General features: G+C 64.6%; 12 protein-coding genes. 4 read left to right on the top strand and 8 right to left on the bottom strand.

The window, feature by feature from the left end; genetic code table 11:
- Positions 1–64: 64 nt before the first annotated feature.
- The 3 genes from OKW37_RS08145 to OKW37_RS08135 all read right to left on the bottom strand — a co-directional run bounded on the left by OKW37_RS08145 (position 65) and on the right by OKW37_RS08135 (position 3,313).
- Positions 65–922, bottom strand: coding sequence for a carbohydrate ABC transporter permease (locus OKW37_RS08145; RefSeq protein WP_184059608.1), 858 nt, complete (start codon positions 920–922; stop codon positions 65–67).
- A complete protein-coding gene (locus OKW37_RS08140; protein ID WP_184059610.1) occupies positions 912–1,850 on the bottom strand; it encodes a carbohydrate ABC transporter permease in 939 nt (312 codons plus the stop codon). The genes OKW37_RS08145 and OKW37_RS08140 overlap by 11 nt, the downstream gene beginning before the upstream one ends.
- A gap of 215 nt (positions 1,851–2,065) precedes the next feature.
- On the bottom strand, positions 2,066–3,313 hold the full coding sequence (locus OKW37_RS08135; RefSeq protein ID WP_184059612.1) for an ABC transporter substrate-binding protein: 1,248 nt from the start codon (positions 3,311–3,313) through the stop codon (positions 2,066–2,068).
- A 600-nt stretch (positions 3,314–3,913) separates the two neighbouring features.
- Between OKW37_RS08135 and zwf the strand changes: the two genes are divergently transcribed.
- The 4 genes from zwf (at position 3,914) to OKW37_RS08115 (ending at position 9,259) form a co-directional block, all read left to right on the top strand.
- Complete coding sequence (gene zwf / locus OKW37_RS08130; protein WP_184059614.1) at positions 3,914–5,377, top strand: glucose-6-phosphate dehydrogenase; 1,464 nt, start codon at positions 3,914–3,916, stop codon at positions 5,375–5,377.
- 193 nt (positions 5,378–5,570) lie between these two features.
- Positions 5,571–6,287, top strand: a complete 717-nt coding sequence (pgl, locus tag OKW37_RS08125) for a 6-phosphogluconolactonase (protein WP_429407107.1) — start codon at positions 5,571–5,573, stop codon at positions 6,285–6,287.
- Complete coding sequence (locus tag OKW37_RS08120) at positions 6,265–8,181, top strand: bifunctional transcriptional regulator/glucokinase (RefSeq protein WP_429407109.1); 1,917 nt, start codon at positions 6,265–6,267, stop codon at positions 8,179–8,181. Before pgl ends, OKW37_RS08120 begins: the two co-directional genes overlap by 23 nt.
- A gap of 151 nt (positions 8,182–8,332) precedes the next feature.
- Positions 8,333–9,259 (top strand): bestrophin family protein, encoded by a 927-nt coding sequence (locus OKW37_RS08115; protein WP_429407111.1) that lies wholly within the window; start codon positions 8,333–8,335, stop codon positions 9,257–9,259.
- A 31-nt stretch (positions 9,260–9,290) separates the two neighbouring features.
- Here the strand turns inward: OKW37_RS08115 and OKW37_RS08110 are convergent, their stop codons facing one another.
- The 5 genes from OKW37_RS08110 to apbC all read right to left on the bottom strand — a co-directional run bounded on the left by OKW37_RS08110 (position 9,291) and on the right by apbC (position 14,946).
- Positions 9,291–10,037, bottom strand: coding sequence for a lysozyme inhibitor LprI family protein (locus OKW37_RS08110; RefSeq protein WP_429408469.1), 747 nt, complete (start codon positions 10,035–10,037; stop codon positions 9,291–9,293).
- 2 nt (positions 10,038–10,039) lie between these two features.
- Positions 10,040–12,325, bottom strand: a complete 2,286-nt coding sequence (locus OKW37_RS08105) for an arginine/lysine/ornithine decarboxylase (RefSeq protein ID WP_018419715.1) — start codon at positions 12,323–12,325, stop codon at positions 10,040–10,042.
- Between the two features lie 90 nt (positions 12,326–12,415).
- On the bottom strand, positions 12,416–12,985 hold the full coding sequence (dcd, locus tag OKW37_RS08100) for a dCTP deaminase (protein WP_008924193.1): 570 nt from the start codon (positions 12,983–12,985) through the stop codon (positions 12,416–12,418).
- 205 nt (positions 12,986–13,190) lie between these two features.
- Positions 13,191–13,727, bottom strand: a complete 537-nt coding sequence (locus OKW37_RS08095) for a superoxide dismutase family protein (protein WP_090803451.1) — start codon at positions 13,725–13,727, stop codon at positions 13,191–13,193.
- A 130-nt stretch (positions 13,728–13,857) separates the two neighbouring features.
- Positions 13,858–14,946, bottom strand: coding sequence for an iron-sulfur cluster carrier protein ApbC (gene apbC, locus OKW37_RS08090; RefSeq protein ID WP_429407113.1), 1,089 nt, complete (start codon positions 14,944–14,946; stop codon positions 13,858–13,860).
- Between the last annotated feature and the right edge of the window lie 42 nt (positions 14,947–14,988).

Raw genomic sequence — 14,988 nt, 5'->3', positions numbered from 1 at the left:
TTGAAAACGTCTTGTCAGGCGACGACGGCACGCGTTCGGTGAAACGCCGTCGCTCCAGGGTGATTTAGCCCTTCACCGCGCCCGCGGTCAGGCCGCGCACGAAGTAACGTCCGGCGATGATGTAGACGAGCAGCGTGGGCAGCGCCGCGATGATCGCGCCGGCCATGTCCACGTTGTATTCCTTCACGCCGGTCGAGGTGTTGACGAGGTTGTTCAGCGCCACGGTGATCGGCATCGAATCGACGCCGGAGAACACGATACCGAACAGGAAGTCGTTCCAGATCTGCGTGAATTGCCAGATCAGGCACACCATGAAGATCGGCAGCGACACCGGCAGCAGGATCTTCGTGAAGATCGTGAAGAAACCCGCGCCGTCGATCCGCGCGGCCTTCACGAGTTCAGCCGGCACGCTCACGTAGAAGTTGCGGAAGAACATCGTCGTGAACGCGATACCGTAGATCACGTGCACGAGCACGAGGCCGCTCACCGTGTTCGCGAGGCCGAGGATGCCTTCGAGGCGCGCCATCGGCAGCAGGATCGCCTGGAACGGAATGAAGCAGCCGACCAGCAGCATCGTGAAGATCGGATCGGCGCCGCGGAACCGCCAGTGCGTGAGCACGTAGCCGTTGAACGCGCCGATGATCGACGAGATCAGCACGGCCGGAATCACCATGCGCACCGAGTTCATGAAGAACGGCTGCATGCCGTCGCAACGCACCCCCGTACACGCGCCGCTCCACGCCTTGAGCCACGGCGCGAAGGTCCAGCTCGTCGGCGGCGTCAGCAGGTTGCCGGTGCGCAACTGGTCGATGTCCTTGAACGACGTCGACAGCATCACATACAGCGGGAACAGGAAGTACAGCGCGAACAGAACCAGGGCCGCGTAAATGACGGCACGGCTAATCGTCATCTTAGGCTGCATTGCGGGTGCTCCTCGATTCCAGATACATCAGCGGCACGAGCACGGCCACTACAGTAGCGAGCATCATGATCGACGATGCCGCGCCGACGCCGAGTTGCCCACGGTTGAACGAAAACGTGTACATGAAAATGGCCGGCAGCGACGACGACGTGCCCGGACCGCCGGCGGTCAGCGCGACGACCAGGTCGAACGTCTTGATGGTGATGTGGCAAAGGATCAGCAGCACGGAGAAGAACACCGGCCGCATGCTCGGAATCACGATCTTGCGGTAGATGGTCGGCAGGTTCGCGCCGTCCATCTGCGCGGCCTTGAAGATCTCGCTGTCGACGCCGCGCAAGCCGGCGAGGAACAGCGCCATCACGAAGCCGGTGGACTGCCAGACCGCCGCGATCACGATACAGAAGATCGCCCTGTCCGGGTCGCCGAGCCAGTTGAACGAGAAGCTCGTCCAGCCCCAGTCGTGAAACACCTTCTCGATGCCGATGCTCGGCGTCAGAATCCATTGCCACGCGGTGCCGGTCACGATGAACGACAGCGCCATCGGATACAGGAACACGGCGCGCAGCGCGCCTTCGTTGCGGATCTGCTGATCGAGCAGGATCGCGAGCAACAGACCCAGACCGATGCAGATACCGATGAACGGAATGCCGAACCAGCCGAGGTTCGCGGCCGAAGTCCAGAACACGTCGTTCTGGAACAGTTCGCGATAGCGGTCGAGACCCGCGAACTCCCAACGAGGCATCAGCCGCGAAGTAGACAGCGACAGATAGCCGGTGATTGCGATAAAGCCATACACGAAGATCAGGCTGATCACGACGCTGGGTGCGAGCACCAGCTTCGGAATATAGCGATCGGCAAGGGCCGCCATGGGCGACGTGCGGCGGGTGACGGTGGCCGTTTTCCCGTTCCCACTGATGGAAGCAGTCACTACTCGACTCCTGCTGAAACTGTACCGCCGGGCTGCCCGTGCGCGCATGGCGCGGAACCGCAACGGCCTGGGTGTGACTCCATGAAACCAGGGTGAGCCGCGTGGCGCCGGACTGCGCTGCGAACGAAAGCAGCGAGGTCCGATCCCCCACGGCCCGAAGGGCGCGCCCGGTGCTTCGGATGCAAGCCGCCGGGCGCAACACTTCGTACTTACGCTTACTTGGTCTTCGCTGCCTTCGCGAGAGCCTGAACCGCGGTCTTCGAATCTTCCTGCGAGTTCATGAACTTCGTGACGACGTCGGAGATCGCGCCTGCCGCGGCATCCGGCTGAGCCATGCCGTGAGCGAGCGACGGCACATAACCGCCGGCCTTGATCGCAATCTGCTCATCCGCGTACGACTTCTTCGCGCAGTCGTCGAACTTGTCCATCGGCACGCCGAGACGCACCGGGATCGAGCCCTTGTACAGGCTGAACTGCTCCTGGAACGCCGGCGACATGATCGTCTTCGCGAGCGCGAGCTGGCCCGGCGTCGCGGCCTTCTGGCCCTTCTGCTGGAAGAACACGAACGAGTCGACGTTGAACGTGTAGGCCTTCTCCGTGCCCGGCACCACGGCGCAGACGTAGTCCGTGCCCGACTTCTTGCCGGCGTTGGTGAATTCGCCCTTCGCCCAGTCGCCCATGAACTGCATGCCGGCCTTGCCGTTGATGACCATGGCCGTCGCGAGGTTCCAGTCACGGCCCGTGCGACCCGCGTCGAAGTAGCCCTGGATCTTGCGGACCGTGTCGAACACGCCGACCATCTTGTCCGAGGTCAGCGTCTTCTCGTCGAGGTCGACGAGCGCCTTCTTGTAGAAGTCCGCGCCCTGCGACAGCACGACGTCTTCCCACAGCGTCAGGTCCTGCCAAGGCTGGCCGCCCATCGCGATCGGCTGGATGCCCGCGGCCTTCATCTTGTCGGCCACCGCGAAGAACTCAGGCCACGTGGTCGGCACCTTGCCGCCTGCCTTGTCCAGCGCAGCCTTGTTGATGTACAGCCAGTTCACGCGGTGCACCGAGAAGGGAGCGGCGACGTAGTGGCCGTCCGCGCGAATGATCTTGTCGATTTCCGGCGGCAGGTTCTTCTTCCAGTCGCCCGCGACCGAGTCGATTGGCACCAGCACGCCTTGCGAAGCCCATTCCTGGATCAGCGGACCCTTGATCTGCGCGGCGCTCGGTGCGTTGCCCGAGATCACCTGCGTCTTCAGTGCCGTCATGGCAGCCGCGCCAGCGCCGCCCGCGACCGCGAAGTCCTTCCACGTGTAGCCCTGCTTCGTCATGTCGTCCTTGAGGACGCCGACGGCCTTGGATTCGCCGCCCGAAGTCCACCAGTGCAGCACTTCGATCGACTCGGCGGCCTGCACGGCCGACACGCCACACATCAGACCCGCAGCGCACAGAGCGCCCATGATCGCGCGAAATTTCATTGCTTATCTCCTCCAGACACCTGAACAAAAAAACGAATGGCCCCTGATGTCGCCAGGGTGCTGTGGTTGGTTCAAACAGGCAAAACACTGGGCGATCGAGCACGGTCGGGCGCATGCGCGAGGGCATGTGCCGGCGGACCGATGTCCGGCCGCTGGACGCTCAAGAGGTGAGTGGTTCGGGATGCAACTGACTGTCTCCTCTTTTGATTTTTGCCTGCCCGCATCGCGCTGCAGACTCGAGGTACCTCATACGCCGACTCGACGCCAGCCTGACGTCGGCTGCGGGCAACGACCCCGCAAGCCCGTCGACTTCCCGGCTTTCCGTAAGGTCCGCCGGCACCCTGCTGGCGCGTACCGGAAGGCGTTGTCCCATTGTCCGTTAGCGTGCCGGGGACGCCCGCCGATTCGCAAAAAGCGTGCATTCCGTCAGTACAGCGCACGCTTTTTTCATCGAATTAACGCTACCTCTTGATTTGGATTGTAGTTAAACTACAATTCAGTGTCAAAAAATATTTTATCGGACTACGGTCGCTCTTCCGGGGCGCTGCGCGTGCAGTGTCCGATCAGCGCGGCGACCCTTCAGGACATCGACGGAGACTCATGCATACCGACGCAAGCTTCACCTTCGTTCTCTTCGGCGGAACCGGCGATCTGTCGATGCGCAAGATCCTGCCCGCGCTGTTCGAGGCGCACCGCGCGGGCGGCATGCTCGCCGACAGCGGCAAGATCGTCGCGCTCGCGCGGCACGTCGAGGATCGCGGCGAGTATCTGCAGTGGGTCGACGGGCACGTCAAGCCGCATGTGTCGAAGAACGGCCTCGACGAAGCCGCGTGGACGAGCTTCCTCGCGCGCATCGAGTTCGTGAAGATCGATCTCGGCAATCCGGATGACTTCGCGCAACTGCGCGACGCGATCCAGGAGATGCCCGGCATCCGCGTGTTCTATCTGGCAACGGGTCCGTCGCTGTTCGTGCCGATCTGCCATGCGCTCGCCGCGGTGGGCCTGAACCACAATGCGCGCATCGTGCTCGAGAAGCCGCTCGGCTACGACCTGAAGTCGTCGAACGCAATCAATGATGCGGTCGGCGAAATCTTCGCGGAAGAACAGATCTACCGGATCGACCATTACCTTGGCAAGGAGCCGGTGCAGAACCTGCTCGCGCTGCGCTTCGGCAATGCGCTGTTCGAGCCGCTGTGGCGCCGCGAGTGGGTCGAAAGCATCCAGATCACGATCGCCGAGGAACTCGGCGTCGAAGCGCGCGGCGACTTCTACGACAATACCGGCGCGCTGCGCGACATGGTGCAGAACCACCTGTTGCAGTTGCTGTCGATCGTCGCGATGGAGCCGCCCCACTCGATGGATTCCGACTCGGTGCGCGACGAAAAGCTGCGCGTGCTGCGCGCGCTCAAACCGGTCGAGCCGCAGGAAATCGGCAAGGTCGCGGTGCGCGGCCAGTATCATTCGGGCGTGATCCGTGGCAACACGGTCCCGGCCTACGCGACCGAGCATGGCGTGAAGCCCGACAGCTCGACCGAGACCTTCGTCGCGCTGAAGGTCGAGATCGAGAACTGGCGCTGGGCCGGCGTGCCGTTTTTCCTGCGCACGGGCAAGCGGCTCGCCGATCGCGTCGCCGAGATCGTCGTGAATTTCCGTGCGGTGCCGCATTCGGCGCTTGGCGCGTCGGCGCTGCGCGCGGGCGCGAACCGCCTCGTGATCCGTCTGCAGCCGAACGAGACGATTCGTCTGTACTGTCTCGCGAAGCAGCCCGGCGAGGGTATGAACCTCGCGAGCGTATACCTCGATCTCGCGTTCGACCGGTTCTTCCGCGAAGGCCAGATGGAGGCCTATCAGCGGCTGCTGCTCGACGTGATCCACGGGCGCCTCGCGCTGTTCGTGCGGCGCGACGAACAGGAAGCCGCATGGCGTTGGGTCGAGCCGATCCTGAACGAGTGGAAGGCCTCGACCAAGCCGCCCAAGCCGTACGCGGCGGGCACGTGGGGACCGGCCGCGGCGAGCGCGATGCTCGCCCAGCACGGCACCTGCTGGCTCGAGGAAGAGAATTGAGTTTGATGAATTGATGGACGGCGCCGCGCGCGATGAACACCTCGGCGCGCGGCGCCGGCAACACCACCGACGAACTGAACGGAGTCGCGCCGGTATCGCGTCATGCGTTTGCAGGCCACCCGCCTTGCAGGCATCGTGCGAGAGCAGTCAGGCTGATTCCGCAGACCTAACAAGAAAGCAGCACGGAGGAGAAGTGATCGAGCTTCACGCTTTCGACGACCAGCGCGCCCAATCCGACGCGCTGGCGAAAGCGGTGGGCGACGCGTTACATGCGTCACTTGCCGCACAGGCAGCCGGCACCGGCACGTCAAGCCCGCTCGCGCGCCCGGCCATGCTGGCCGTGTCCGGCGGCAGCAGCCCGCGTCCGTTCCTGCAAACGTTGTCGACGCAGACGTTCGACTGGCCCCGCATCGCGATCACGCTGGTCGACGACCGCTGGGTGCCGGAGACCGATAGCGCGAGCAACGCGCAGCTCGCGCGCGCCACGTTGCTGCAGAACGCGGCGCAACACGCGACCTTCTGGCCGCTCGTCGACACCACCCAGGATCTGCATTCGCACGTCGCCGCGCTGAACGCGGACGCGCGCTTTGCCACGGCGCCCGACGTCGCGGTGCTGGGCATGGGCGAAGACGGCCACACCGCGTCGATCTTCGCCGATGCGCCCGAATGGGATCACGCGATCAACACGACCGAGCGTTTCGTCGCCGTGCATCCGGGCGCGGCGCCGCACGCGCGCGTGAGCTGGTCGCTGTCCGCGCTGAAGGACGTGAAGCATCTGTTTCTGCTGATCGCAGGGCCGCGCAAGATGGACGTGCTCAACGCCGCGTCCGCCGCGCTACAAAAAAATGCCATCTCGCAGCTGGCAAACGACAAGGGAGTGAGACTCGATGTCTACTGGTGTGCAAACTAAAGCTGTGCCGGGCGCGGTCCAGCACGCCGATGGACCGAGGCTCCTGGCCGACATCGGCGGTACCAATGCGCGTTTCGCGCTCGAGACGGGCCCCGGCGAAATCGGCTCGGTGCAGATCTATCCTTGCGCCGACTACCCGAGTGTCGCCGACGTCATCAAGAAGTATCTGAAGGACGCGAAGATCGGCCGCGTCAATCACGCGGCGATCGCGATTGCGAACCCGGTCGACGGCGACCAGGTCAGCATGACCAATCACGACTGGACCTTTTCGATCGAAGCGACGCGCCGCGCGCTCGGCTTCGACACGCTGCTCGTGGTCAACGACTTCACCGCGCTCGCGATGGCGCTGCCCGGCCTCACCGATGCTCAGCGCGTGCAGGTGGGCGGTGGCCAGCGCCGGCCGAACAGCGTGATCGGCCTGCTCGGCCCCGGCACCGGCATGGGCGTGTCGGGCCTGATTCCCGCCGACGACCGCTGGATCGCGCTCGGCAGCGAAGGCGGCCACGCCACCTTCGCGCCCGCCGACGAGCGTGAAGATATCGTGCTGCAATACGCGCGCAAGAAGTGGTCGCACGTGTCGTTCGAACGGGTGGCCGCGGGGCCCGGCATCGAGGTGATCTATCGCGCGCTCGCGGGCCGCGACAAGAAGCGCGTGCCAGCCAGCGTCAATACGGCCGATGTGGTCAAGCGCGCGCTCGAAGGCGAGCCGCTCGCGGCCGAATCGGTCGACGTGTTCTGCGGCATTCTCGGCACCTTCGCCGGCAATATCGCGGTGACGCTCGGCGCGCTCGGCGGCATCTATATCGGCGGCGGCGTCGTGCCACGCCTCGGCGAGTTCTTCGCGCGTTCGTCGTTTCGCCAGCGCTTCGAGGCGAAGGGCCGCTTCGAGGCGTATCTGCAGAGCGTGCCGACCTATGTGATTACCGCCGAATACCCGGCGTTCCTCGGCGTATCGGCGATTCTGGCGGAGCAGCTGTCGAACCGCGCGGGCGGCAGCTCGTCGGCGGTGTTCGAGCGGATTCGCCAGATGCGCGATGCGCTGACGCCGGCCGAGCGCCGCGTCGCCGAACTCGCGTTGAACCACCCGCGTTCGATCATCAACGATCCGATCGTCGACATCGCGCGCAAGGCCGACGTCAGTCAGCCGACCGTGATCCGCTTCTGCCGCTCGCTCGGCTGCCAGGGGCTGTCGGACTTCAAGCTCAAGCTCGCGACCGGTTTGACCGGCACGATTCCGGTCAGCCACAGCCAGGTGCATCTCGGCGACACCGCGACCGACTTCGGCGCGAAGGTGCTCGACAACACCGTGTCCGCGATTCTGCAATTGCGCGAGCATCTGAACTTCGAGCACGTGGAACGCGCCATCGACCTGCTGAACGGCGCGCGGCGCATCGAGTTCTACGGACTCGGCAATTCGAACATCGTCGCGCAGGACGCGCACTACAAGTTCTTCCGCTTCGGCATTCCGACCATCGCGTACGGTGACCTGTACATGCAGGCGGCCTCGGCCGCGCTGCTCGGCAAGGGCGACGTGATCGTCGCGGTGTCGAAGTCGGGGCGCGCGCCCGAGCTGCTGCGCGTGCTCGACGTCGCGATGCAGGCCGGCGCGCAGGTGATCGCGATCACGTCGAGCAACACCCCGCTCGCGAAGCGTGCGACGGTCGCGCTGGAAACCGATCACATCGAGATTCGCGAGTCGCAACTGTCGATGATCTCGCGCATCCTGCACCTCGTGATGATCGACATTCTCGCGGTCGGTGTGGCGATTCGTCGCGCGGTGCCGAGCGACGACGTCGCCGAGACGGTCGAGAAAGCGCGCGAAGGCGCCGACGACGACGCGACGGCCGTGCTCGACTGGCTCAGTCACGGCGCTGCTTCGTCGGCGCGCGACTGAGCCTCCGCTCACGGCTGTCCCGATCCGCTTGCGGTGAACGAACCCGCGGCGTGTGCGTCGTCTTCGATGCGCCCGCCGCGGGTTTTCCTGTTTGGGGACGCGTAAAGCGACCGATAATAGGCGCTCTATCTCCTGGCCGAACCGCTTTGCCATGATCATCCGCCCGCATCTCCACTGGTTTCACATGCTGCTCGCGTGGCGCGGCTCGGTGCTGCCGCAGTTGCTGCCGCGGCTCCTGATGATCTTCTTCATCTCGATCATTGCGCTCGCCGCACACGATCATCTGCTGCCCGTCAGCCTGAACCTGAACTCGATCGCGCCGTTCTCGCTGGTCGGCATTGCGCTCGCGGTGTTTCTCGGCTTTCGCAACAACGCGAGCTACGACCGCTGGTGGGAGGCGCGCAAGCTGTGGGGGCAGTTGCTCAATGAGTCGCGCTCGCTGACGCGCGAGGCGCTGACGCTGCCGTCGCGCGAGTTGCCCAAAGAAGAAGCCGCCGCGTTTCTGGCGATATTGAGCGCGCTCCCGCATGCGCTGCGTCATCAGTTGCGCAAGACCGAACCGCGCGACGACCTTGCCGCGCGGCTGCCCCGCGCACTGTTTGAACGTGTGATTGGATCGCGCTACAAGCCAGCCGCGCTGTTACTGTGCCTCGGCGAATGGGTGCAGCGCGCGGCACGCGCGGGGGCGCTCGATCCGATGGCGGTGCTCGCGTTCGACCGCAATCTGAGCGGGCTGTCGGATGTGATCGGCGGGTGCGAGCGCATCGCGTCGACGCCACTGCCGTTCGCGTATTCGGTGATGATCCACCGCACCGTGTACTTCTTCTGCGCGTCGCTGCCATTCGGACTCGTCAATAGCATCGGCATTTTCACGCCGGTATTCGCGGTGTTCGTCGCGTACACGTTCATGGCGCACGAAGCGATCGCGTCGCAGCTCGAAGAACCGTTCGGCACCGACGACAATGACCTCGCGCTCAACACGATGTCCGCGATGATCGAGGATGCGATGCGCGATCTGCTCGGCGAGCCGGCGCTCGCGCCGCCGCAGCCGCGCGAAGACCGTTATCAATGGGATTGAATGCGCGGTGGGCCGCGCCGGTCGGCGACCGTCAGTGGTTGCCGGCCGTTTCGGAGAGCCGTTTGATCGTCGCGACGCGCGCGCCGATGATGTCGATACGCCCGTGCTCGTCGACGAGCCGCGTCGACGCCGTCAGATACGCGCTCCATGCGCGTTGCGCGTGCACGAGCGTCGGCCGCGATTGCGCCGGCATCTTCGATTCGAGCACACGATAGTAGCGCTTCAGATCGAACATCGCGTGCTCGCAACGCGCGTCGGCGTTGCAGGCGCGCGGCCGGCGCGGCGCCGGACCGTTCGAATCGGCGAGCGCGCTGCGCAGCGCGAGCGCGCGGTCGCGCACCGGCTGCAGCTGCATGTCGGCTTCGGAAAGCACGTACATCGAACCTTGGGTCGTGGCGAAGACCGCGGCAAGCAACTGCTTCTCGGCATCGCGCGACGCGAGCCAGCTCGACTGGCTCCTTTCCCACAGCCTGCGCCGCGCGGGCGGCAGCTTCGCGAGCAACTGCTGGTACGCGTTGTCGACCGCGACCTTCCAGCCGATGCGCGCAGCGTCCATGCACTGCACCTGCCCCATCGTCGTCGACATGTCGGCGCGCGCGAGACATGCGCGCATCGACGCGTCGATCGGATCGGCGGCGGCCACCTCGGCATGCGCCGCCGGACTCGCGATGCCGCCGAACACCACCGTGCCGGCCGCCAGCGCGAAGGCCAGCACGCCGGCCCCGCGCCGCCAGCGGCCGATCGCTGCCAGGCCCGGCAGAAACGTCACCCACCCCATCGTCAGATGCGCACGCAATCGACGAAGTATTCGATGCGCCCATTGACCATTTCGCCGACGAGCCCGTGGATATCCGTATGGAAGCCCGGGAAGCGCTCGTTGAACTCGCGCGCGAAACGCAGATAGTTGACGATGGTCCTGTTGAAACGCTCGCCCGGAATCAGCAGCGGAATGCCCGGCGGATACGGCGTCAACAGGATCGACGTAACACGGCCTTCGAGCTCGTCGATCGGTACCCGATCGATCTCGCGGTGCGCGAGCTTCGCGAACGCGTCGGAGGGCTTCATCGCCGGCTCCATGCTCGACAGGTACATCTCGGTCGTCAGACGCGCGATGTCGTTCGCGCGATACACGCTGTGGATCTGCTGGCACAGGTCGCGCAGGCCGACACGCTCGTACATCGGATGATGCTGCACGAACTCGGGCAGCACACGCCACAGCGGCTGGTTGTTGTCGTAGTCGTCCTTGAACTGCTGCAGCTCGGTCACCATCGAGTTCCAGCGGCCCTTCGTGATGCCGATCGTAAACATGATGAAGAACGAGTACAGGCCCGTCTTCTCGACGATGATGCCGTGCTCGGCCAGGTACTTCGTGACGATCGCGGCCGGAATACCGGTTTCGCCGAAGCCGCCGTCCATGTCGAGACCCGGCGTGACGATCGTCGCCTTGATCGGGTCGAGCATGTTGAAGCCTTCGGCGAGCGGGCCAAAGCCGTGCCACGCGTCGTTGGGGCGCAGCATCCAGTCGTCGCGCGAGCCGATGCCTTCCTCGGCGAACTGGTCCGGGCCCCACACCTTGAAGAACCAGTCGTCGCCGTATTCGGTGTCGACCTTGGTCATCGCGCGGCGGAAGTCGAGCGCTTCAGCGATCGACTCCTCGACGAGCGCGGTGCCGCCCGGCGCTTCCATCATCGCCGCGGCCACGTCGCACGACGCGATGATCGCGTACTGCGGGCTCGTCGACGTATGCATCAGATACGCCTCGTTGAAGCGATGCTTGTCGAAGCGGCTGTTCTTCGAATCCTGCACGACGATCTGCGACGCCTGCGAGATGCCGGCGAGCAGTTTGTGCGTGGAGTGCGTTGCGTACACCATCGCGCCGATGCGCGGACGGCCCGCGCCGATGGCGTGCATGTCCTGATAGAACTCGTGGAATTCGGCGTGCGGCAGCCACGCTTCGTCGAAGTGCAGCGTGTCGAGCCATTCGCCCAACATCTCCTTGATCATCTCGACGTTGTAGATCACGCCGTCGTAGGTGCTTTGCGTGATCGTCAGAATGCGCGGCTTCAGGTTCGGGTTCTTCGCGAGCGCTTCGCGCGCGAACGGGTTCGCCTCGATCTTCTTGCGGATGTTCTCCGGTTCGAACTCGCTGCGCGGAATCGGGCCGATGATGCCGAAGTTGTTGCGGGTCGGCGTCAGGAACACGGGAATCGCGCCGGTCATCGTGATCGCGTGCAGGATCGACTTGTGGCAGTTGCGGTCGACCAGCACGATGTCGCCCGGCGCCACCGTGCCGTGCCAGACGATCTTGTTCGATGTGGAGGTGCCGTTGGTCACGAAGAACACGTGGTCGGCGCTGAAGATGCGCGCGGCGTTGCGCTCCGAGGCCGCGACCGGACCGGTATGGTCGAGCAGCTGGCCCAGTTCGTCGACCGCGTTGCAGACGTCGGCGCGCAGCATGTTCTCGCCGAAGAACTGGTGGAACATCTGGCCGAGCGGGCTCTTCAGGAACGCGACGCCGCCCGAGTGACCCGGGCAGTGCCACGAGTACGAACCTTCTTCCGCGTACTGCACCAGTTCCTTGAAGAACGGCGGCGCCAGCGAGTCGAGATACACCTTCGCCTCACGGATGATATGGCGCGCGACGAACTCCGGCGTGTCCTCGAACATATGGATGAAGCCGTGCAGCTCGCGCAGGATGTCGTTCGGCAGATGGCGCGAAGTGCGCGTTTCGCCGTACAGGAAGATCGGAATATCGGCGTTGCGGCGGCGCACTTCGGTCACGAACGCGCGCAGCGCGACGATCGCGGCGGCAAGCTCGGGCGTCTCGCCTTCGACGACCACGTTATCGACGTACGGCAGCAGCTCGTCGTCGTCGATCGACAGGATGAAGCACGACGCGCGGCTCGACTGCTGCGCGAACGAGGTCAGATCGCCGTAGCTCGTCAACCCGAGCACTTCCGCGCCTTCTTTCTCGATGGCTTCGGCCAAAGCCCGGATGCCGGAACCCGAGATGTTCTCGGAGCGGAAATCTTCGTCGATGATGACGACGGGAAAACGGAACTTCATGGGCGATTCTCCAAAAAGAAAACGACCGCTGCGTTACGTAAAAAGCGCAGCGGTCACCCGAATAACTGGTGGGTCAAGACGCTGCCGACGTCACGTTTTCGGCAACGTGACGCCGTGCTGACCTTGATACTTGCCGCCGCGATCCGCGTACGACGTTTCACAAATCTCGTCGCTTTCGAAAAACAGCACCTGGGCGACGCCTTCGTTCGCGTAAATTTTCGCAGGCAAAGGTGTCGTATTCGAGAATTCGAGCGTGACGTGGCCTTCCCATTCCGGCTCGAACGGCGTCACGTTGACGATGATCCCGCAGCGCGCGTAGGTCGATTTGCCGAGGCACACGGTCAGCACGCTGCGCGGAATACGGAAATACTCGACCGTGCGCGCGAGCGCGAACGAGTTCGGCGGGATGATGCAGACGTCGCCCTTGAAATCGACAAACGACTTCTCGTCGAAGTTCTTCGGATCGACGATCGTCGAGTTGATGTTGGTGAAGATCTTGAATTCGTCGGCGCAGCGGATGTCGTAGCCGTAGCTCGAGGTGCCGTAGCTGACAATCTTCCGGCCGTCTTCGGAGACGCGAACCTGATCGGGCGCAAACGGCTCGATCATCTTGTGCGACTCGGCCATGCGCCGGATCCACTTGTCAGATTTGATGGTCATAGGTGAGAGCTGCTCGACGTGAATATCAGGTGTGACGAAAGATAGATGAAAACGGCCGGCGGCGGCGCCCAGCCGGCAAAGGCCGCTTATTTTACGCGATCACGGAGACGCTGCCGCAGATGGCGCGAGGCGCGCCCGATGAAGGGGGTCCGCCGACTGGCACGACGCCGTTGCGGGGCGGGCGCGGCGAAAGCGCGCTCGCGCTTCACTGCTGGCGAATCACGCCGCAGGCGATCGCCGCGCCCGCGCCATGCTGAGGGTAAGCGTAGGGATCGGTCGCATCGCGGTGGAGCAGTACCGCGCGCTGCAGCACCGAGCGGATGCCGTCGAGCGACACGTCCGGCGCGACGATGAAGCCTGTGGCCACGCCGTTCGCGTCCGCATGGATGTTGCCGAGATCGCCCTCGACGCGCGCGCCGGCCTTGAGCCGTTCGGCCGCCGGCGAAAACACCGGACCGGCGCTGGAGCCGTCGGCGGCGTTGCAGTCGCCGCGCTCGTGCACCTGCAGCGCGTGGTCGCTATTGGGCGGCAAGCCCGTGAGATTGTAGGTGACCTGGACGCCGTCCGAGCGCTCGATAAAGGTCACGAGACCGTGCGCCTGATTGCCCACGGTGGGCAGCAGTTGCGCGTCGGCGCGCTTTTCCTGTGGTCTCAGGAATACGCCACAGCCGCTCAACAGCACACAGCCGGCAGTCAGGACGATGAACGCATGTACCGCGTGCCCGTCGATTCGTTTTCCCATGCGATCCTCTTGTCGGCCTGGCGGCGGCCCCTGCGGCCGCCGAGCCGAACTCGTGAAGTCGACATGATACCGCGAGAGTTCGTGAAAATAGGGATCGAGATCACCCCTAATCCCTCGCCCGAACGGCCGCTCAGGTGTTCTGCACGACGATGTTCGGAAACTTCGAGCTCATGTCGCGCGCGCGTTCGGCGATATGCACCGCGACCTTGCGCGCGATCGAGCGATAGAGCTCCGCAATGCGCCCGTTCGGGTCCGCGACGACCGTCGGACGGCCCGAGTCGGCCTGCTCGCGGATCGTGATGTCGAGCGGCAGGCTGCCGAGCACGTCGACGCCATACTCCTTGCCCATGCGCTCGCCGCCGCCGGCGCCGAAGATGTGCTCCTCGTGCCCGCAATTCGAACAGATGTGCAGGCCCATGTTCTCGACGATGCCGAGAATCGGGATGCCGACCTTCTCGAACATCTTGAGGCCCTTCTTCGCGTCGAGCAGCGCAATGTCCTGCGGCGTCGTGACGATCACGGCGCCCGTAACCGGCACGCGCTGCGCGAGCGTCAGCTGGATGTCGCCGGTGCCCGGCGGCATGTCGACGATCAGATAGTCGAGTTCGTGCCAGTTGGTCTGGCGCAGCAGCTGTTCGAGCGCCGAGGTCGCCATCGGGCCGCGCCACACCATCGGGTTGTCCGCCTCGATCAGGAAACCTATCGAGCTGGCCTGCACGCCGTGGCCGGTCATGGGGTTCATCGATTTGTCGTCGGGCGATTCGGGACGACCCTCGATGCCGAGCATGGTGGGCAGCGACGGGCCGTAGATGTCGGCGTCGAGAATGCCGACCGCCGCGCCCTCGCTCGCGAGCGCGAGCGCGAGATTCACGGCGGTCGTGCTCTTGCCGACGCCGCCCTTGCCCGAGGCAACCGCGACGATGTTCTTCACGCCGGGCAGCAGTTTCACGCCGCGCTGCACGGTGTGTGCGGCAATCTGTTGCGAAACCTCGACGCGCACGTTCGCGACGCCGGGCACCGCGCGCAACGCGTCGGCGAAGCGCTGGCGGATCGCGTCGAACTGGCTTTTCGCCGGGTAGCCGAGCATCACCTGAAGGTTGACCGCGTCGCCCTCCACAACCACGTTGCGGATGCTCTTCGCGGCCGCGTACGGCGCGCCCGTGTTGGGGTCAGTGACGGCCGCGACGGCGGCGTCGACCAAAGCCCGATCGATACTCATTGAAACTCCGTGGGGAAGAGGTGCGGCGCGGCGAGATGGACC

Source organism: Paraburkholderia sp. MM5482-R2 (assembly GCF_050436125.1).
GTDB lineage: Bacteria > Pseudomonadota > Gammaproteobacteria > Burkholderiales > Burkholderiaceae > Paraburkholderia > Paraburkholderia tuberum.
This window is presented reverse-complemented; position numbering and strand designations above follow the sequence as displayed.